Source organism: Pedobacter sp. SYP-B3415 (assembly GCF_004138205.1).
Lineage (GTDB): Bacteria > Bacteroidota > Bacteroidia > Sphingobacteriales > Sphingobacteriaceae > Pedobacter.
In genome coordinates this window covers 111,330-131,976 of the sequence record NZ_RXNQ01000006.1, presented here as the reverse complement: position 1 = coordinate 131,976, position 20,647 = coordinate 111,330, and the positions used below count along the sequence as shown (strand labels likewise).

Annotated in this window: 19 protein-coding genes and 1 tRNA gene; 8 read left to right on the top strand and 12 right to left on the bottom strand. The window is 46.4% G+C overall.

Annotated elements, in window-relative coordinates:
- Positions 1–282 precede the first annotated feature (282 nt).
- Positions 283–359: transfer RNA gene (locus tag EJV45_RS04365), tRNA-Asn, on the bottom strand.
- A 106-nt stretch (positions 360–465) separates the two neighbouring features.
- Between EJV45_RS04365 and EJV45_RS04360 the strand changes: the two genes are divergently transcribed.
- Positions 466–1,380, top strand: coding sequence for a PfkB family carbohydrate kinase (locus tag EJV45_RS04360; RefSeq protein WP_129714428.1), 915 nt, complete (start codon positions 466–468; stop codon positions 1,378–1,380).
- Positions 1,381–1,427: 47 nt separating this feature from the next.
- Here the strand turns inward: EJV45_RS04360 and EJV45_RS04355 are convergent, their stop codons facing one another.
- The 4 genes from EJV45_RS04355 to EJV45_RS04340 are packed head-to-tail and all read right to left on the bottom strand — an operon-like array spanning position 1,428 to position 3,707.
- Positions 1,428–1,700, bottom strand: a complete 273-nt coding sequence (locus EJV45_RS04355; protein ID WP_240755194.1) for a cytochrome b5 domain-containing protein — start codon at positions 1,698–1,700, stop codon at positions 1,428–1,430.
- Entirely contained in the window at positions 1,657–2,349 is a 693-nt protein-coding gene (locus tag EJV45_RS04350; RefSeq protein WP_129714427.1) for a lycopene cyclase domain-containing protein, read from the bottom strand. The genes EJV45_RS04355 and EJV45_RS04350 overlap by 44 nt, the downstream gene beginning before the upstream one ends.
- A gap of 36 nt (positions 2,350–2,385) precedes the next feature.
- On the bottom strand, positions 2,386–2,916 hold the full coding sequence (locus EJV45_RS04345) for a hypothetical protein (RefSeq protein WP_129714426.1): 531 nt from the start codon (positions 2,914–2,916) through the stop codon (positions 2,386–2,388).
- On the bottom strand, positions 2,913–3,707 hold the full coding sequence (locus EJV45_RS04340; RefSeq protein ID WP_240755193.1) for a phytoene/squalene synthase family protein: 795 nt from the start codon (positions 3,705–3,707) through the stop codon (positions 2,913–2,915). The genes EJV45_RS04345 and EJV45_RS04340 overlap by 4 nt, the downstream gene beginning before the upstream one ends.
- A 126-nt stretch (positions 3,708–3,833) precedes the next feature.
- Here EJV45_RS04340 and EJV45_RS04335 point away from each other — a divergent pair, with 126 nt between their 5' ends.
- Complete coding sequence (locus EJV45_RS04335; protein ID WP_129714424.1) at positions 3,834–5,330, top strand: NAD(P)/FAD-dependent oxidoreductase; 1,497 nt, start codon at positions 3,834–3,836, stop codon at positions 5,328–5,330.
- A gap of 91 nt (positions 5,331–5,421) precedes the next feature.
- On the opposite strand, the gene EJV45_RS04330 is transcribed toward EJV45_RS04335, so the two are convergent.
- Both EJV45_RS04330 and murB read right to left on the bottom strand, forming a co-directional pair.
- The gene (locus EJV45_RS04330) at positions 5,422–5,952 is read right to left on the bottom strand and encodes an RNA polymerase sigma factor (protein ID WP_129714423.1); all 531 of its coding nucleotides are present in this window, start codon (positions 5,950–5,952) and stop codon (positions 5,422–5,424) included.
- 127 nt (positions 5,953–6,079) lie between these two features.
- Entirely contained in the window at positions 6,080–7,099 is a 1,020-nt protein-coding gene (murB, locus tag EJV45_RS04325; protein ID WP_129714422.1) for a UDP-N-acetylmuramate dehydrogenase, read from the bottom strand.
- 192 nt (positions 7,100–7,291) lie between these two features.
- On the opposite strand from murB, the gene EJV45_RS04320 reads away from it, so the two are divergent.
- The 6 genes from EJV45_RS04320 to EJV45_RS04295 all read left to right on the top strand — a co-directional run bounded on the left by EJV45_RS04320 (position 7,292) and on the right by EJV45_RS04295 (position 15,229).
- A complete protein-coding gene (locus tag EJV45_RS04320) occupies positions 7,292–7,897 on the top strand; it encodes a TetR/AcrR family transcriptional regulator (protein WP_129714421.1) in 606 nt (201 codons plus the stop codon).
- Between the two features lie 114 nt (positions 7,898–8,011).
- On the top strand, positions 8,012–8,626 hold the full coding sequence (locus EJV45_RS04315) for a TetR/AcrR family transcriptional regulator (RefSeq protein WP_129714420.1): 615 nt from the start codon (positions 8,012–8,014) through the stop codon (positions 8,624–8,626).
- Positions 8,627–8,637: 11 nt separating this feature from the next.
- The gene (locus EJV45_RS04310) at positions 8,638–9,966 is read left to right on the top strand and encodes a TolC family protein (RefSeq protein ID WP_129714419.1); all 1,329 of its coding nucleotides are present in this window, start codon (positions 8,638–8,640) and stop codon (positions 9,964–9,966) included.
- Entirely contained in the window at positions 9,963–11,024 is a 1,062-nt protein-coding gene (locus EJV45_RS04305; RefSeq protein ID WP_129714418.1) for an efflux RND transporter periplasmic adaptor subunit, read from the top strand. The genes EJV45_RS04310 and EJV45_RS04305 overlap by 4 nt, the downstream gene beginning before the upstream one ends.
- A gap of 58 nt (positions 11,025–11,082) precedes the next feature.
- Entirely contained in the window at positions 11,083–14,283 is a 3,201-nt protein-coding gene (locus EJV45_RS04300) for an efflux RND transporter permease subunit (protein WP_129714417.1), read from the top strand.
- 124 nt (positions 14,284–14,407) lie between these two features.
- Positions 14,408–15,229, top strand: a complete 822-nt coding sequence (locus EJV45_RS04295) for a hypothetical protein (RefSeq protein ID WP_165304978.1) — start codon at positions 14,408–14,410, stop codon at positions 15,227–15,229.
- A 256-nt stretch (positions 15,230–15,485) separates the two neighbouring features.
- Here EJV45_RS04295 and EJV45_RS04290 read toward each other — a convergent pair whose 3' ends face one another.
- From EJV45_RS04290 to lpdA, 5 genes are all read right to left on the bottom strand, one after another.
- Positions 15,486–15,677, bottom strand: a complete 192-nt coding sequence (locus tag EJV45_RS04290) for a hypothetical protein (protein ID WP_129714416.1) — start codon at positions 15,675–15,677, stop codon at positions 15,486–15,488.
- 50 nt (positions 15,678–15,727) lie between these two features.
- Entirely contained in the window at positions 15,728–17,131 is a 1,404-nt protein-coding gene (locus tag EJV45_RS04285) for a radical SAM protein (protein WP_129714415.1), read from the bottom strand.
- A complete protein-coding gene (locus tag EJV45_RS04280) occupies positions 17,124–17,897 on the bottom strand; it encodes a prolipoprotein diacylglyceryl transferase (RefSeq protein WP_129714414.1) in 774 nt (257 codons plus the stop codon). Before EJV45_RS04280 ends, EJV45_RS04285 begins: the two co-directional genes overlap by 8 nt.
- A gap of 56 nt (positions 17,898–17,953) precedes the next feature.
- Positions 17,954–19,138, bottom strand: a complete 1,185-nt coding sequence (locus EJV45_RS04275) for an MFS transporter (RefSeq protein WP_240755192.1) — start codon at positions 19,136–19,138, stop codon at positions 17,954–17,956.
- A gap of 86 nt (positions 19,139–19,224) precedes the next feature.
- Positions 19,225–20,631 (bottom strand): dihydrolipoyl dehydrogenase, encoded by a 1,407-nt coding sequence (lpdA, locus tag EJV45_RS04270; RefSeq protein WP_129714412.1) that lies wholly within the window; start codon positions 20,629–20,631, stop codon positions 19,225–19,227.
- Positions 20,632–20,647 lie beyond the last annotated feature (16 nt).

Sequence of the window (20,647 nt, the reverse complement as noted above, 5' to 3'; positions counted from 1 at the left end):
GAGGAAGATTGCGCTGATCGAGAAATAAATGGGAGCCATCAGACATTGCTTCTATACGGATAAGTTCAAATTGATCCACTAAGTCTGGTGGGAGTAATAGCTTTAAAAGTTCAGTTTCCAAGTCATTAATTTAAACCACAAAATTAAAACTTATTAATCCATCCCCCCAGATTATTTGCTTGATCCAAACGAGTGATTTATATTCTTATATATACTTGATTAACAAGGAAATAGGGAGAAAAAAAAGAGGGCAAGCGACCGATTTCTCGTGCTTGCCCATTGTGGCTCCTGAGGCTGGGCTCGAACCAGCGACCCTCTGATTAACAGTCAGATGCTCTAACCGGCTGAGCTACTCAGGAATTCCGGTTGTCTCATCACACAGCCCTGCGCCGTGTTTTGGGAATGCAATATTCGCGATTTTAAATTATTAATGCAATATTTGCAGCACATTTTTTAAAATTATTTATGAGCCTTATTATAATCGGATCTGTAGCTTTTGATGCCATAGAAACACCTTTTGGTAAAACCGACAAAATTGTTGGTGGTGCCGCCACTTATGCCAGTCTTGCAGCATCATACTTTTATGATAAAACCAGGATTGTGGGCGTAGTTGGCGACGATTTCCAGCAGTCTGACATCAAAATACTGAACGATCATGGTATCGACACCGAAGGCCTTCAGATTAAACATGGCGAAAAATCCTTTTTTTGGGCAGGGCGTTACCACAATGACATGAACAGCCGTGACACGCTCGTAACTGAACTTAACGTTCTCGGGACCTTCGATCCGGTAATCCCGGAAAACTACCAGGACTGCGAATACCTGATGCTCGGTAACCTGACGCCGAAAGTACAGCAAACCGTCATTGAACGCCTCAGGAACCGTCCGAAATTAATTGTGCTCGACACCATGAATTTTTGGATGGATATTGCCCTCGATGATCTCCTCGACACGCTTAAAATGATCGATGTTCTCACCATCAACGATGCAGAGGCACGCCAGCTTTCAGGCGAATATTCTCTGGTAAAGGCTGCAAAAAAGATCCTCACAATGGGCCCAAAATACCTTATCATCAAAAAAGGCGAACATGGTGCACTGCTGTTTGATGAGACGCAGATCTTCTCCGCCCCTGCTCTTCCGCTTGCTGAAGTGTTTGACCCGACCGGTGCCGGAGATACTTTTGCGGGCGGCTTTATCGGTTACCTGGCAAAAGTAGGTACGATCAATTTCAACAACATGAAAAATGCCCTGATCTATGGCTCTGCATTGGCATCATTCTGCGTTGAAAAATTTGGCACCGAAAAAATCGTCAACCTTACACAGGAAGAAATTGACAACCGTGTACGGGAATTTGTCAGCCTCAGCGCATTCACCATATAACGATCAACATATTAAAGATAAACGCAGGGCTTTCGCTCTGCGTTTTTTTATGGAGTTCCGGCCAGCTTGCCAACAACAGTAAATTTCGCGAACACACTATCCGTGTGCGGAGCGTCTGCAAGTTCTTCAGTCAGATCCTGACCGGCCCAGTGTTCATAGTGCTTGCCATCACGCCAGAGCCTGCTATCTGTTACATCATAGATAATTCCGCGAAAAGCGACCCAGACCTGCGGTTTATCCTGCCCGTTCCGCAAAGCCAGCTGACTACGCGTATACTCATGCATTGCCACTGCGTGCAGCCCGTTTGCGGAAAATTTCATAAAGGTAAATATTCATCAGCAACAGGGCCATCAGATAAAAATGATCTTCAAAAGGTATCGTACCGACCTGGATTCCACTGCGTTCTGCCTTGTTGTACAATACCACGGGTGCGGCGGTCAGATATCCGTTTACAATATAAAAAGGAATGAGGCTTACCAGAAAAGCCCGGTAAAAGGATGCCATAAACCGCACAGAATGATTCAGGTACTCCACAAAAAATAACACGGCAAATAAAAATGCGAAGTTAATCAGGGTGTACCAGCGGCTGTAGCCGAAAAAAAGCATGGCAATACACAAGCCCAGTATAAGGTTGCTCAGCGGCAAGCTGAACCGGTCTTTTTTTGCGATCGGAAAATAAGCGTTCAGACAGGCATAAATAAACATGCAGGCGTAAGGAACAGTCAGAAAAAACAACATTTCCTCAAGCGGGAGTCCCATAAGCCCTACACCAATAATATATTCCGGATTAAATGACCAGACATTCAGTTTTGTAAACAGCAGATCCCAGATCAAAAACACAAGACCTGTAATGCCTATTGCCGGGAAAGCAAATTTCCATTTACTTACAAAATGAACTTTTTTATCAAAAGACAGGATAAGCGGAAAAAAAACACAGGCAATATTGATCAGCAGATAGGTAAACTTCATTGCACAAACATAGGCTGAATAAAGGAATGTAGGGATTTACGCAGCAAATTTCCTGAAAATTTCTTCTTCGCTCTGCGTACAGCGCTTTGATTCGATCATGAAACGGGCAATATTTCTGACAAGTTCATCATCAGTTTTCCTGAAAGACTTATTGCGATAATGTTTTACAATTTCTTTGCGATCTGCGTCCAGTTCCTTGCTGAGTCCTAAAAACGAAGGCATGTAGTGCTGAACAGAGAAACGCATGAACCGTAGTTCAAGGCTGGCAGGGTCTGCCTTTATAGCCGCCTCCATCGTTTTTGTAGATTTAGAAGCATACTTAACCTTGTTATATGGATTCCAGGCATGCTTAGCTTTCAATGCTTCAAGCGAAGCGATGTAGCCCTGCGTTAACGGGTCCTTATGAGATCCTTTCAGCAGCGCCTTATAAAGCGAATCGGTAACTGCACTGCTTGTAATGGCGCGAACCATTGAAGCTTTCACACTTTGAAGCTGCCGGCCATTCATCTGTCCATATGCTGCCGACACACCGAATACCAACAGAAAAGTAACCGTTAATTTTGTCATGCGTATTGTTTTAGCCGGTCTCTCATGATTGCCGAACACATCAGGGCGAGCTTGGTTCCGTTCGGAATCCGTATCCGTCCGGCTTTGATCTGTTCGGCTGAGGCCCGTTCAAGTTTTTTAAATAAAGCACGATAATATACATAAGCAACGTACACGCCGCGTCTGAAACCTTTCGGAAGCTTCGCAATACCTTCCAGTCCGGCTTTGAAGTCGGCTGCAATTTCTTCTTCAACCGCTTTTTTCGCCGCGTCATCAAATGTATTGTAATTTAATCCGGGGAAATAAACGCGCTCGCGTTCAACAAAATCGGAGCGGAAATCACGGAGAAAATTTACTTTTTGAAAGGCAGCACCAAGCCGGCTGGCTGGTGCGCTAAGTTCTCTGAACTTTTGGTCGTCCGGGCAGAATATCCGCAGGCACATCAGGCCGATCACTTCGGCAGAGCCGTAAATGTAATCGTCATAAGCCTTCCGGCTGAAAGATTTCTGATCAAGATCGCACTCCATTGACCGGAAAAATGCGTCGATAAAAGACTGATCAATGCCATAGCGATTCACGGTATCCTGGAAAGCCTGCAGTACGGGATTCATACTCAGTCTCCTGCTGATGGCAAGCATCGTGTCAGATCTGAAGGTGGAGATAACCACGCGTTTGTCACACCCTTCAAAGCTGTCGACAATTTCGTCTGCATAACGCACAAAGGCGTAGATCGCATAAATCGGGAACCGCAGATTTTTATCGAAGCTCCTGATGCCCCAGCTGAACGACGTACTGTATAACTGCGTAATCACCTTGCTGCAACGGTACGTACTGTATGTATATAAAGAAGGGCCATCCATTTTGCATTCCAAACATAACAAAAACATTATTGTTTACCGCCCAGGGTTTGATTTGTCTAAATTTACCGCCCATTGCAAATGCATAAAAAGAAAAAGATTAGCATAATAGGCTCAGGCTTCGCCGGAATGACTGCTGCTGCACTGTTGGCCCGCGCCGGGCACGACGTGACCGTGTATGAGAAAAATGATCAGCCGGGAGGCAGAGCCCGGAAATGGGTTAAAGACGGTTTTACCTTCGACATGGGACCAAGCTGGTACTGGATGCCCGAAGTTTTTGAAAATTTTTACCGGCTGTTTGGTAAGACGGCCGCCGATTTCTATGAACTGAAGCGCCTTGCCCCTTCTTACAGGGTCTTCTTCGGCGAAAATGATTTTATAGATGTTCCCACCGGTACAGCTGAACTGACAGCACTTTTTGAAACGCTTGAACCGGGAAGCGCTGTTAACCTCGATAAGTTTCTCAGGCAGGCTAAATATAAGTATGAGGTTGGCATGGGCGAATTTGTGTTCAAACCATCTCATTCATTCCGTGAATACCTTGATCCGCGGCTGGCCGCTCAGGGACTGCGACTCCAGCTTATCGGTAACATGCGCAAGCACGTTTCCCGGTTATTCAAAAACCCGAAATTACGCGCGCTGCTTGAATTCCCGGTATTGTTTCTCGGAGAGAGACCACAGAAAACGCCGGCGCTCTACAGCCTCATGAATTATGCTGATCTGGTACTGGGAACATGGTACCCGATGGGCGGCATGCACCGCATTGTAGAAGCCTTTTATTCAATATGTCAGGAACAGGGCGTCAGGTTTGTATTCAACGCCTCCATAGATAAGATCCATGTAAAGGATGGCCATGCCACCGCACTCGCGACAGGAGGAAAAATCATCGAAACCGATTTTGTAATTGGAAACGCAGACTACCACCATCTTGACAGGGAAGTCCTGCCTGCGGGTTCAGGTAATTACAGCGAACAGTATTGGGACAAACGGAAGATGGCGCCATCCAGTCTGTTATTTTATATCGGACTGGACAAAAAACTCGACGGATTAAAACACCATACCTTATTTTTTGATGAGGACTTCGACAGGCATGCAGAGCAGATTTACGAGACACCCCAATGGCCGGAAGCACCGCTCTTTTACGTATGTGCATCGTCTGTAACTGATGCAGCAGCCGCTCCGCCGGGAAATGAAAACTTATTTTTTCTGATGCCGCTCGCCCCCGGACTGGAAGACACGCAGCAGATGCGCGAAGCGTACTTCGACCTGCTCATAAAAAGATTCAAGAAACTTACGGGACATGATATATCCGGGCATATTATCGTGAAAAGGACTTATGCTATGAGCGACTTTGCTGCAGATTACAATGCTTACAAAGGCAGTGCATATGGACTTGCAAACACGCTTATGCAAACGGCTTTTTTAAAGCCGGCTATGCGTGCAAAGCACGTAAATAACCTCCTCTTTACCGGACAGCTTACCGTACCCGGGCCCGGCGTACCACCGGCAATTGTATCTGGCCAGGTTGCTGCGCAGGAAGCCATAAGAATGCTCGAAAATTTTGGTGTGCAACCGTGATCTCAACCCGGCAGTTAACCGTGCCGGGGAAGATTTGCCTTAAAAACAAAAAAGCCCGCTGAATCAGCAGGCTTTTCTTCAGGCGGTCAATCTATAAAATGTTCGCGCCCAGTATCTCTTTTGAATACGTTTTAAGGTATTTTTTCAGTATACCCCTTGCCACGTGAATGCGGGTCTTAACCGTCCCGATCGGGATCTGCAGCATGTCTGCGATTTCGTGATATTTATAGCCTTCGAAATAACGGATAAACGGTACGTAGTATTCCTGAGGCAGTTGAGCAAGTGCTTTATTGATATCGCCCATTACAAATTTGCTTTCAGCACTGTTTTTTGTTGCGCTGAATGAAAGATTTGCAGATGAGATTTCTTCCGACTGTGTAATAAGCGTATTCGTTTTTACCAGGCGGCGGTAGTTATTTATAAAGGTATTTTTCATGATGGTAAACAACCATCCTTTCAAATTGGTACCCTCTTTAAATTTATTGTAATAAGTAATGGCTTTTAAAATAGTGTCTTGCACCAGGTCATTGGCATCTTCAGAATCTTTGGTGAAGTTCAACGCGTAAGACCGCAATGAAACCGTGTGATGGTTAACCAGGTGATTGAATTCTAATTTTGTCATAATGTTTTCGCTTTAGGTGGTACTGGACAACTTGTTTAAGTCGGGACACTCGAACTTATACAAAGTTGATACCAAAAAAAAATTAAGCAGCTGCCGAAAACAGTGATTGTTTAGAATTAAAGAAAGGTCACAAAATATTTACTTCGCGCTCAAGCTCGACTCCAAATGTCTGTTTTACAGATTCTATAATTTGTGAGGACAGATCATACACTTCCTGACCTGTGGCCCCGCCATGGTTTACGAGCACCAGGGCCTGGTTTTTCCATGTTCCCGTATGGCCAACTACTTTTCCCTTCCACCCACACTGCTCTATAAGCCAGCCGGCAGCAAGTTTGACCCGGCCGTCTCCTGTAGCAAAGTGCACCACTTCGGGGTGTTTAGCCACAACTTCTGCAAATTCGTATTTCTCTATGACGGGGTTCTTGAAAAAGCTACCTGCATTACCTATAGTTGAGGGATCCGGTAATTTACTGACCCGGATTTCGGACACCACCGCCGCAACATCTTTGATGCCAGGATCCGTTATTCCTCTGCGCTCCAGTTCTGACCCGATCGCGCCATAAGATATGTTCAGCTCAGCATGCCTTTTGAGCCTGAATCGAACATGCGTAATTATAACTTTTCCTTTCAGCTCCTGTTTAAATATGCTGTCGCGGTAGCCGAACCGGCAATCCGCATTGCTGAACTCGCGAAATTCTCCCGTCTCCAGATTGAACACGCGGCAGTCTTCAAAGATGTCTTTCAGTTCGACACCGTATGCACCGATATTTTGTACAGGTGATGCGCCGACCGTTCCGGGGATCAGACTCAGGTTTTCTGCTCCTGCCAGATCATTGTTCACTGCGAACTGTACAAAGTCGTTCCATACTATGCCGGCACCAGCGGTAACCAGGACATCGCCATCGGCGGTTTCCTGCTGTTCGAGGCCTCCGATTGCAATCTGAATAACCAGGCCCTCGAAATCTTTTGTAAACAGCATATTACTTCCGCCACCCAAAATAAGAAGCGCACCATCGGCAAGCGCGCCCGAAGCAAAAAGCTCCGGAAGAGCGGCCTCGTCGGTAACCTGCAGAAAACGGCGGGCTTTAACGTCTATTCCAAAGGTGTTGTGTTGTTTCAGACTTTGATTCTCGGTGATGTTCAGCATAGTATGGTGGTTGCGTTCACGGGGCAAAAGTAAAGTTTCCCTGTCAATGTCGGCCGTAACGCTGCAACAAAAACATTTAGCTGGCCTGATTTGTAATAAAGGTCAACCAACTTCACATAAAAAATAGCATATTTAAGGGTTCAACATGCAGGCTAAAAAGATAGGGAACCCCATGTTCACGTATACATATTAATGGAAAATCAGGATAAGAAAAGAATTTTGATACTGGAAGCGGCTTTGAAAAGATTTGCGCATTTCGGGCTCGCCAAAACAACCATGACAGACATCGCCAAAGACCTCTCCCTATCAAAAGCCTTGCTCTATTATTATTTTCCGGATAAGATCAGTCTTTACGTCTCGGTTATTGATCATATTATGCATACGGTTAGTAATGAGATCAAAAAGACAATAAAAAAAGCTGGAAACTGCGCCGATGCTATTATGGGTCTTATTGAACGGCGCCAGGCCTTCATCCAGAAATACCACAACCTGCTCGAATACAGTTCGCTGATCAAAACCGAAATACCTGAAGATCTATTTGAGAAATTCAATAAAGCCAAAGAATTCGAAGTCAGAAATATTACAGACTTGTTCCGGAAAGGCAGCGAAAGCGGCGAGTTCCTGATGGACGATCCTGCACTGAATGCTGAGATTCTGACAGAAGCGCTGTTCGGCATCCGCTTTAATGTCACGAGTAACCGCCATACGATCTTCGCTGCAAATGAAGATTTCAAAAAAATCTTTAAAAAAGAGCGTCAACTCGCTTCAATCTTCCTGGCAGGGCTTAAAAACAACTAAATTGTCATTTTAATGTCAGTTAATACGGATTATAAATTCGTGTGACTGCAAATGCCGCGATCTTGCACTATTTTTGACCATAAAGTTAAAAAAGTCAAAAAGTAAAAGAGTAGAATGGTTGTAACAGATAAGAAGAGAGAGCAGATCATTGACGGGGCAATCAGACGGTTTATTCATTTTGGTATCAACAAGACCACAATGAACGAGATAGCTGAAGACTTGTCTGTATCGAAGCCGTCACTGTATTACTATTTTCCTGATAAAAGCAGCCTGGTAATGGGCGTGGTTGAGCGCATCTTTTCTGATTATTTTGAGATGATGGCCGGCGGCTACAAAAAAGATGACTCGTTGACAGAAGCACTTGCGCGGCTTGTAGAAGTACGCAACAGCTTTTTCCAGAAGTATTATATGCTGCACCTCTCGCAGGGAGTTGCCGATACGCAGATCAATATCGAGGCGATTAAGCCAAAGCTTGAGAAACTGCGATCAAAAGAGCGTGTGCTTTACGAGGAGATCTTCGAAAAAGGTATTACAAAAGGTGAGATCAGGGAAATAAATGTAAAAAGGATAGCTGAGCTTTATATAGACAGCCTGAACGGGCTTACATCGTTATGCGTAGTCCAGGCGGGCAAAGATATCTTTCCTACAAAAAAAGATTTCAAGGCTATCATAGAAAAGCAAAAAGAGCTGTCAGAAATATTTATAAACGGTTTAACAACAAGATCCTAATCAATTAATATATGTATCAGATAACAAAGATGATGAAAATGATCCTTCCGGTGCTCGGATTGTTTTTGTCTGTTGGTGCTGCCGCCCAGCAACAGATCACGCTCAAGGAGGCGCTGAACTATGCGGTGCAAAACAACATCAACGCAAAGAAAGCCCGCCTGGATATTGAAAAAGGTCGTGCCAGGACCGCAGAGGTTCGTGCACAGGCGCTTCCTCAGATAAACGGCAACACCGGCCTTACTTACAACCCGGTAATCGGTTCGATCGTTTTCGGCGACCAGGCCATCAGGCTTGGACAAACCTGGAATTCGCAGATTGGTGCGCAGCTGGAGCAACAGATTTTTAACCAGCAGGTTTTCACCGGATTGCAGGCTGCAAAAGCCAGCGAATCGTACTACCAGCTGAATGCCAGCCTTACTGAGGAGCAGGTTATTGAGCAGGTAGCGAACAACTATTATCAGGTCCTGGTAAACCGGGAGCAGCTGAATGTGATTGACACCAACATCAAGAATGTAAAAGTTGTAGAACGTATCATTACAACACAATACAAAAGCGGCCTTGCAAAAAAGATCGACGTTGACCGGATCAAGGTAAACCTGACCAATCTGGAGACACAGCGTACACAAACCGTAAATGCAATTACCCAGCTCGAAAACCAGCTGAAATATGCAATGGGAATGCCCGTTTCTACACAATTGGTGCTGCCGCCGACCGAATTGAGTCAGGTGCAGGCCTTACCGGAACTTGCCGACTCGCTGAATGTTGATAACCGCGTAGAAATGCGGCTCATGAATACGCAGCGCAGCCTGCTAACTCTTCAGCGTAAAGCTTATGTGGCCGAGTACTTCCCTACGCTGTCGCTTTCCGGTAACTACACGTATGCGGCACAAAGCAACCGCTTTGATTACCTCGGTACAAATCCGGTCGCCATTGCTTTCGGTTCATCTGCAATAGGCGTTACACTGCGTGTGCCAATCTTTAACGGATTTGCAACGCGTTCAAGGGTTCGCCAGGCAGAGGTCGATATCAGAAAGATTGATGACGACATCTACAACACAAAGAACGGGTTGAACCTGGCGTATGAGAACGCAAAACTTGAACTTCGCAATAGTTTCAACACGATCAATTCGCAGCGTCAAAACGTGGCGCTTGCAGATGAGATCTACAGAAGCACACAGAACAATTATAACAACGGGCTTGCTGCCCTTACAGACCTGCTTGATACGGAAAACGCGTTGACACAGGCACAGAACAGCTATACACAGGCACTTTTGAATTACAAAATCGCTGAAATACAACTAATAAAATCAAACGGAAATATTAAATCATTATTGAAATGAAAAGAGGAATAATTACAGTCATTATCGTTATAGCTGTATTGGCGGGAATATTCTTTGTGCTGACGAAGAACAAAGAATCAAACGATGCCAAAACAGCACTGGTAGCACAAGGCGGCGGCGCTGTAGCAGTTCGCACAGCCCAGATCAAACAGGAACCTGTTGACCTCGACTTTAGTGCAAACGGCAACTTTATTCCCGTTCAACAGTTAAACTTCGCTGCAGAAAACGCAGGCAGGGTTAGTCGTATCTATGTAGACGAAGGCAGCCGCGTAAGCCGCGGACAGGTCCTGGCAAGAATTGATGCTGAGATTTTGAATACAGACAGACAGACTGCTGAAGCAAATTATCAGAATGCCGTGCGTGATCTGGCCCGTTATGAAAGTTCTTTCAAAACCGGCGGTGTTACCCAGCAGCAGCTGGACCAGGCAAAACTTTCTGCACAGAATGCAAAACTGCGTTTACAGCAGGAAAACAAAAAGCTGAACGATGCAAACATCCGCTCGTCTATCAATGGCGTAGTGAACAAAAAAATGATCGAGGTAGGCGCAGTCGTTGCTCCGGGTACACAGCTCTTTGAACTTGTAGACGTATCAAAACTGAAACTGAAGGTAAACGTAAATGAAAGCCAGGTAGCGCAGCTTAAAATCGGCGACCGTGTGCAGATCAGATCGAATGTTTTCCCTACCGATTCTTTTTCCGGTAAAATCACTTTCATCGCTGCCAAAGCTGATGAGAGCCTGAATTTCCCGATTGAAATCGAAGTAGAAAATAAAAACAAAAATACGCTTAAAGCCGGCATGTATGGAACAGCAGTATTCAAGTTTCCTAAAGAAGCACCGATCATTACCGTTCCGCGGGGTGCATTTTTTGGCAGCGTAAGCAGCAACCAGATTTTTGTACTTGAGAACGGCAAAACAGCGAAACTCAGAAAAGTAGTAGCAGGCCGGATCCTTGGTGACCGCGTTGAAGTACTTGAAGGCCTGAAAGAAGGTGAGACCGTGATTACGAGCGGTCAAATTAACCTGGTTGATGGTTCTGAGGTAAGCGTAATAAAATAAACAGGACCGGAAAACCGGGCCGCGGAACATTGCTTCCGGCTAAAAACAAGTATCTCTGATGAAAATAACAGAAATATCCATAAAACGCCCCTCTCTGGTCATCGTGGTCTTCACCGCGCTGACGCTGATGGGACTGCTCAGCTACTTTTCGCTGAGTTATGAACTGCTCCCGAAATTCTCACCAAATGTGGTGTCAATTTCGACCATCTACCCGGGTGCCTCACCAAACGAGGTGGAAAACACCGTTACCAAAAAGATCGAGGACGCGGTGGCCTCGATGGAGAACATCAAAAAACTGAATGCGGTATCGTATGAAAGTTTGTCGGTGGTAACTATCACCATGACAGATGACGCCGATATTGACTATGCGCTTAACGATGCGCAGAGAAAGGTAAATGCCATTCTGGCTGATTTGCCGGATGACGTAGACCCGCCCTCTCTGAACAAGTTCTCGCTTGACGATCTTCCGGTAATCACCATGTCTGCATCAGGCCGGCTTGACGATGCCTCATTTTATGACCTGATCGACCAGCGTATTGCACCGGTTATTTCCCGAGTATCGGGCGTAGCCCAGGTAAACCTGGTTGGTGGCCAGGAAAGAGAAATCCAGGTTGGACTTGACATTAAAAAGCTTCAGGGCTACGGCCTTTCGGCTTTGCAGGTACAGCAGGCTATTCTTGGTTCAAACCTCGACTTCCCTACCGGTAGCGTGAAAACACAGAATGAGGACATCCTGATCCGTCTGTCCGGCAAGTATAAAACGGTAGACGAAATGCGTAACCTGGTCGTGAGCACCAATAAAGATGGTGCCCAGATTCGCCTGCGCGATATCGCCGATGTTCAGGACGCGCAGAAAGACGTTGAAAAACTGGCGCGTATTGACCGTAACGGCGCGATCGCCATCCAGATCATCAAACAGTCTGATGCGAACGCCGTTGAAGTGAGTGAAGGTGTACATGCTATTATCGCTAAACTTCAGAACGACTATAAGACGATAAATCTGAAAATCAATATCGTGAATGACAGTTCGATCTTTACACTTGAGTCTGCCGATGCGGTAATTCATGACCTTATCCTTGCGATTGTTCTCGTTGCTTTCGTGATGCTGTTCTTCCTGCATAGTTTAAGGAACGCGCTGATCGTAATGGTATCAATCCCGGCCTCGCTGATTGCAACCTTTATCGGTATCAGCTGGTTTGGCTACACGCTCAACCTGATGTCGCTGCTGGGCCTTTCGCTCGTGGTGGGTATCCTGGTGGATGATGCGATCGTGGTACTGGAAAACATTTACCGCCACATGGAAATGGGCAAGAACCGCGTACGCGCCGCATTTGACGGTACGCGCGAGATCGGCTTTACCGTAGTCTCAATCACCTTTGTAATCGTCGTGGTGTTCTTCCCGATTGCTGTCAGTACCGGCCTTGTATCAAACATCCTTCGTCAGTTCTGTGTGGTTGTTATTATCGCTACCCTGCTTTCGCTGGTTGCATCCTTTACCATCGTACCGCTGCTGTCATCGCGTTTTGGTAAACTGGAGCGTATTGAAGGCAAAAACATATTTGGCAAATTCATTCTCTGGTTTGAGAAACAGCTTCACAAATTTACAGTGTGGATTACCGGCGTATTAAACTGGGCGCTTGATCACAAAGCTATCACCTTAATCACTGTGGTGGTGATGCTGTTCGGTTCATGCGGATTACTTGCTACCGGTTATATCGGTTCTGAGTTTTTTCCGAAAAGTGATAAGGGTGAGTTTCTGGTTCAACTTGAGCTTCCAAAAGATGCATCAATCGAACAGACAAACCAGGCTACGCAGAAAGCTGAAGACTTTTTGGTTAAGAAACCTGAAATCACTCAGATCATTACAACCGTTGGTCAGTCGAGCGGTGGTTTTGGCGGCAGCCAGGCAACCGCTTACAAATCTGAGATCAACGTTCGTTTGATAGAAAAAGACAAACGTGAAGACGATGCAACAATTTATGCAACTAAAGTAAGCCGCGAGCTTGCGCGCATTATGCCGGGTGTCAAACTGAAGACCGTGCCGATCAGTATCCTTGGTATTGCGGAAGACGCGCCGATCCAGCTTGTCGTAATGGGATCTGACCTTGATAGTGCATTGAAATATGCTGAAGGCGCTAAATCTGTCCTTCAACAGGTTGCAGGTGCGTCAGAGATCGAACTTTCGGTAGAAAAAGGAAGTCCTGAGATCAACGTACAGGTAGACCGCGATAAAATGTCAGCACTAGGACTTGACCTGCAAACCGTAGGTGGAACCATGCAGACATCGTTCAGCGGTAACACAGATGGTAAATTCAGAAAAGGGGAATACGAGTACGATATTAATATTCGTGCACAGGCCTTTAACCGTCAGAACATCGATGACGTTCGTAACCTGATCTTTGTAAACCAGCAGGGTCAGCAGATCAAACTGTCGCAGTTTGCGAATATCCAGGAAGGTTCGGGGCCAAGTTTGCTCGAGCGTCAGGACAAAAGTACATCTGTTTCGGTAAAGGCGCAATCGGTAGGCCGGCCAACCGGTACCATCGTTGCTGAATTCCGCAGCAAGCTTGAAGAACTTGATAAAAACGGCAAGTTACGTAAACCGGTCGGGGTAAGTTATACGTGGGGCGGCGACGAAGAGAACCAGGCCGAAGGTTTCGGTACGCTGGGAATTGCGCTTCTTGCCTCTATCCTGCTTGTGTACTTTATCATGGTTGCGCTGTATGACAGTTTTGTTTATCCGTTCGTGGTGATGTTCTCTATCCCGCTTTCGGTGATCGGAGCCCTGCTTGCACTCGGTCTGACAAATAACTCATTGGGTATTTTTACCATTTTGGGTCTGATCATGCTAATCGGTCTGGTAGCGAAGAACGCGATTATCCTTGTCGACTTTACCAACCAGATGAAGGCAGAAGGAAAGACAACCCGCGAAGCCCTGATCCTGGCCAACCATGCGCGTCTGCGTCCGATCCTCATGACCACGATCGCCATGGTAATCGGTATGCTTCCGATCGCTATTGCCAGCGGTGCAGGTGCAGAATGGAAAAATGGTCTCGCCTGGGTAATTATCGGTGGTTTGTCCAGTTCACTCTTCCTGACACTGATCATCGTTCCGGTTATGTACCTGATTTTCGACCGGATGCTGGAACGGTTTGGCTTCAACAAAAAAGGCAAGTCAATCGACGAACTGATGGTTGAAGATTATGACCATAAGCATGTGGAAGAATATAATATAGATCATACACATCCGTCACACTAAACATATTTTCTGTTTTCAAAAGAGGGCCCCCACCGGGGTCCTCTTTTTTGTTTAAGAACTATGCATGCGCTGCCTTGCGCTACACCAAAACATTTTAAGCCCTAATATTGTCTGTAATGTCAATATGGGAAAACACCTGATCCTGCTGGCCTTTGTATTGGGCCTGTGCTTTCAAACTCGAACCGTCAACGCACAACATCCGCCTGTTTTCGAGGGCATGAAAACAGACAGCACAAAACTGCAGATAAGCGACCTCTCGCTGAATCTTGTCAAGTACAGTTACGGAGGTTCGAACGTTCGTTTCCTTACTATTCATGATGATGAAGATACCGGTGTAAAGGCAGCATTTGATTATATACAGACCAATGGCGGCAGTATCGTCGATTGCCAGTATGGCTCCGTGCGGAACTTTCGCTTTACGTTTGAGACAGACCAGTACCAGGTTGACCCCAACGCGATCTATACAAAAGAAGGGGTTAAACTGGGCCTGCAAAAATACAGCGATATCATTAGCAACCGTGCAATGAAACTGTTAATGGATGCCGGCGAAGAAATTCTCAAAGCCTATAATTACAAAGATCACGACTATTTTATTACGTTACATAATAACGCAGACGGGGGCTTTGGCATCAATTCGTATCTGAAGGGTTATGATCTGGAGTCGACCGCAGACTCTGTGCATGTTAACTTTGAGATGGACAGCGACGATCTGATTTATGTAACCGATGTTCGCCTGTTCAACTATATCAAAAAGCACAACATCAACGTTATCCTGCAGTCTAAAAACGCTTTGAACGATGGCTCGATGTCTGTCTTTGCACAAAAGCACAACATCCCCTACATCAATGTGGAGGTGCAGCACGGACATCGCGATGAGCACCTGAGATTACTTTCTTTCGCGGTAGAAGCTATGCGGTCTATCGGGAAGATAAAAGACGATGAGTAAGTAACTTATTTCGTGTCCAGCCGGAAATTGGCCGAGCAGACTGAAAAGCCGACTACCGCACCGATCAGCCCTGATAAAACCAGTGCCTTTCCCAATTCCCTAGTATAGGAAATGCAGCAAAGTATAAGCCCGATCAGAAACTGGAATCCGCACACAAAAAACGGAACCATCAGCACATCGCTTGGCCCGGCCCAGCAGGCCAGTATCAACAACGCATCAAGTACGATGCAGACTAGAAAAAGCTTCCTGAAGTTTGTCATCCGTTTACGAGAAGGATTGTACAAAATGAAAACCCGACGACAAGCAGAATTCCTATAGACGCCAGCATAGCCTGCCCAAACACACGTTTCTGCGCATCGAAGCACATGACGACGCCGGCAATCAATTGCATGCCGACCGCTAATAACAACACGCCGAAAAATTCTTCGGCAGTTAGGCTCAGGAGCATCAGTAATATATTTGCCCCGATCAATACCAGCGTATATTTCCAAAAATTGTTCATATCAGTCCTGCGGCCTGTGCCTGCAATTGTTTAAGCTGATCTTCCTTCTCATCACGGTAAAGCAGGTTCATGGTTTCGAAGGGAATAATCCTGCCATCTTTGTGTACAATATGCACGCAGCTTTTCTTGATCGATCTTACATCGAAATCGTAAGCATCTATAAACCGCATGATGATGATCCGAAACAGGTTATCATAGCTTAGTCCCGGTGCCTCGATCTGTGGCAAACAGCACATCAGGTCGTTGATGTTCTCCTGTACGCGGTCTACGGAAATTCCTGTACTGAAGATTTTGATCATGTGCTCGTGCAGGGTTGCGTCCTGTTCATAAACAATGGTATTGCGGCTATTGTTCAGGAGATGTGCCGGGTCTACATAACGGGTCATCGGAAATACCTGCCCACCAAGCTTGAGGGCATAACCCATCACCAGCGCATCCGGATTACAGGGCACCGGGATAAGGTCGTTTTCCTGAAAGACCGGGCTTTGGTCAAGAATCTTTTGCCTCACATCAGTCATCGTAATGCGGTCTGTTGCAGGATCAAAATTTTCGAGCCTTCCCGCAACTTGTGTAGGCTGGAAAGTTACGCCCCTTACGCAGCACTGTTTTAACCCAAAATCGATAATCTGACCGATCTCATCGTCATTCTGCCCCTGCTGGAGCGTGACCACAAGCGTAGTCGAGAGATTTACTTCATTCAGGTGCTCAAGTGCTTTGATCCGTACATCGGTAAGATCCTGCCCGCGCATCTGCATCAGGACCTCTGGTCTGAACGAATCAAACTGAAGATAAATCTCGAAGTCTGGCATGTATGACGCAAGCCTGCGGGTAAAGTCGAGGTCTTTGGCTATACGTATACCGTTTGTATTTACCATCAGGTGTTTGATCGGCTTGGTTTTGGCAATGTCAAGTATGGCAAAGAAGTCGGGATGAACGGTTGGCTCACCTCCGCTAATCTGCACCACGTCGGGCTTACCTTCGTTTTCCACGATAAGATCAAACATGCGCTCTACCTCCTGTAGCGTACGGTGCCTTCCGTAGTGCGGGGAGCTCATGGCGTAACAGGTCGGGCAGCTCAGGTTGCAGCGGTCGGTTATCTCAACAACGGTCAGACAACTGTGTTGCTCGTGGTCGGCACACAGACCGCAATCGTACGGACAGCCATAATGCGTGGTCGTATTAAACTTCAGCGGGACCTCTGAAGGTTTATTATAGTTGCGGATATTTTTATAGTATTCCACATCAGACGCAATTAAAACACGCATAAATCCGTGCTCACGGCACGTCTTGTGCATGTATACTTTATTATCCTGGAAAACGATTTTGGCATCAATGCGCTTTAGACAGTGTGGGCACAGACTGAGGGTAAAATCATAATAGGTGTAAGGTCTTTCAGGCATCAGGTTGGGTTTGTTTAATCTGTTGAGCGCGTTTCATCGTGCTCAGGCTATCGTAAATGTACCAGACAAGGCCGGCAAGGCATGCAAACTGTATCGTCGACAAGCCGGCGCTCCAGGTAAAATGTGGTTTTATAAAATCGAGCATAAAGCGAAAAATCAGGTAACTGATCATAAAAATTCTGAACAGACCGCCTGATTGCGGTGGCTGCTTTGCCTTAAGCCAGCTTAAAGATAACCAAAGCAGCACCAAAAAGAAAATCTCATACAGGCAGACCGGGTGTCTGGGTATGCCGTCACCCAGGTCGATTCCCCATGGCAGCCCTGTTCTGAGCCCGTATGTTTGTTCTGCGAGGCCCATGCTGAAACAGCCCGTCCGGCCAATGATCAATGCGAGAATAATCGGGAATACGAACAGATCACCTGATCTTTTATGCTCCCCTGCAATAGCCTTCGTGAACTCGACACCAAACAAGCCACCGAGCAAACCACCGACGATGGTTTTGTTGCTGAAAAAATAGAATGCCTTTTGTGTTGAAGCAGCCATTTCGGGATAATTTTCCAAACCCCCAACCAGCCGGCTGCCGGCCAGTGCACCAAACATAGCTCCGATAATGATCCATATCCGCGTTTCGCTGGTAATCTGGTCGCCCTGCTTCCTGCGGAGCAGCAGGTAGTACCGGAACCCAGCAAATATAGCGAGCCATTCGGTGATAGCATGCAGGTAAATGGTGTGACCACCCAGTTCGAATGTAAATGGAAAGCTCAATTGACCGGATTTTTTAGGCTGCTGCTAATGTAAGGAAATATCCGGTGAAGCCGGGCTTAGCTGATGGCCCTGATCCGTCCGACCATAAAACACATCAGTAAACCAAAACAACCGATGACTGCGTATGAATATTGGAGATTAGAAAGCGCAGAGATATAACCGATCAGCGGCGGCCCCATTAGAAAACCGAGATAGCTGACACTCGATACCATAGCGATAGCCATTCCGGGAGCAACCTTTGCATTTTTACCGGCAACACTGTACACGGTCGGAACGATACTCGACACACCCAGGCCTACAAGCATGAACCCGATTGTAGCCGGCACCAGGTAGGGTAAGAACACAGACAAAAACATTCCTGTTGAGATCGTCAACCCGCTGATCTGCATCAGTCTTCGTCTGCCGAAATAATTGATCAGCCGGTCGCCAACAAACCGTCCGGTGGCCATCATGATCATGAACGAAGCATAACCGAGCACAACCAGCGAAGAGGGCGCGTGTACGATCTCCCTGAAATAAACGCCGCTCCAGTCAAACATAGCGCCTTCTGTGGCCATGCTGCAGAAACCGATTACGCCCAGCTGGATCAGCATGCTTTCAGGTTTACTAAGGAACTTTTTCCTTGTCTGAGCTGCCGGGTCAATCCCTCCAGCCAGGTATTTGAAATTAAGAAACACGTTCAGCCATAGCAGTAGCGCTATAATCCAAAAATGGATATAGGGCTGAATATGCAGGTTGATCATCAGCAGGCCGAGCAGCGCTCCGGTAAAACCCGCCACACTCCATACGCCATGAAATGACGTCATGATCGGTTTTGGAAAAAGTTTCTCAGCTGCCACCCCCTGCGTGTTCAACGATATGTTACACATATTGCCGACCACACCAAAAAGAAACAGAAACAAAAAAAGCTGCCAGTCTGAAGCTGCAAGACCCAGATTGGTCAGCCCGAACCCATACAGCGGAACAGCTGCTGTCAAAACCTTTTCGCTGCCAAAACGCGTAACAAGCCGACCAGAGAAAGGCATGGTCACCAATTGCCCCAGTGGTAGTGCCAACAGGATGCTGCCAAGCTGCGCGTCAGACAGATTAAGCACATTTTTTATATCAGGTATACGGCTGGCCCAGGAAGCGAAGGCAATACCCTGACCAAAATAGAATAACGACACGGCCAGGCGCACCCGGTTCGGGTGACTCAATCGCCCGGTATACGCTTTACCATCTCTTGTTATCTGGTCTCCCAAAATCTTAACAATAATTAACCGCTCTGTAGCAAAGCGGCCTTCATAACATAAAAAAAATGGCCCGTGTTACGGGCCATCATCAATTTTTAAATATGGATAGGCCTGTTATCTGTGGCTGCCAGTGCTGCCTCTTTTAACGCTTCCGTATAGGTAGGGTGTGCATGACAGATCCGTGCAATGTCTTCTGCAGAAGCCCGGAACTCCATAGCCACAACAGCTTCTGCAATCATATCCGCGGCTCTTGGTCCGATCATGTGAACACCCAGTATTTCGTCTGTTTTTGCATCAGCGAGAACCTTCACAAAACCGTCCGTGTCCATACTTGCCTTCGCGCGGCCGCTGGCCTTAAACGGAAAAGAACCTGCCTTGAACTGAACCCCACGCTCTTTCAATTGCTCTTCGGTTTCGCCAACAGATGCAACCTCCGGCCAGGTATAAACAACACCCGGAATCAGGTTATAATTGATGTGTGGTTTCTGACCGGCAATCCTTTCGGCTACATAGATACCTTCATCTTCAGCTTTATGAGCAAGCATCGCTCCTTTGATCACATCGCCGATCGCATAAACGCCTTCCACACTGGTTTCAAGGTGCGCATTTACAGAAATTTTATTTCCGCGCTCTTCCGTCCTGATACCGATGTTTTCAAGACCCAGGCCATCAGTATACGCCGTCCGGCCAACAGCAACGATACAGTAATCGCCCTCAAGCGTAACCGGCTCCCCTTTTGTATTTTCCATTGAAACAGTTACAGCATCGCCGCTTGCCGTTGCACCCGTTACTTTATGACCAAGGTAAAACTCCATGCCCAAAGATTTTTTCAGTACACGCTGCAATTCTTTGCCAAGACCACCATCCATAGTTGGAATGATCGACTTAAGGTATTCCACAACAGAGACCTTTGCGCCCAGCCTGGCGTATACCGAACCAAGTTCAAGGCCAATAACGCCACCTCCGATTACAATCAGATGTTTTGGAACTTCCTGCAGATTCAATGCTTCAGTCGAAGTAATGATGCGTTTCTTGTCTATTGGTAAAAATGGCAGCGCGGTAGGCTTGGAACCAGTCGCAATGATCACATTTTTTGTAGTGATTGTTTCTTCTTTACCTTCATCATTTTTTATGATCAGGGTATTTTTATCTTTAAATGAACCAACGCCCTGGTAACTGTCAATTTTATTTTTCTTGAAGAGGTATTGTATTCCGGCTGTGTTTTGCTGAACAACATCATCTTTACGGGCAATCATCTGCTTCATATCTACAGACAATTCCTTCAGGTTGATGCCATGGGTGCCAAATGTATGCGCGGCGTTATGAAAATGCTCTGATGAGTCCAGCAGCGCCTTAGACGGGATACACCCCACATTCAGACAGGTTCCACCAAAAGTCTTATACTTTTCAATGACCGCAGTTTTGAGTCCTAACTGGGCACAACGGATTGCACCAACATATCCACCTGGACCGGAACCGATCACAACGACGTCGTATTGCATATAATTTCGAGTTTTT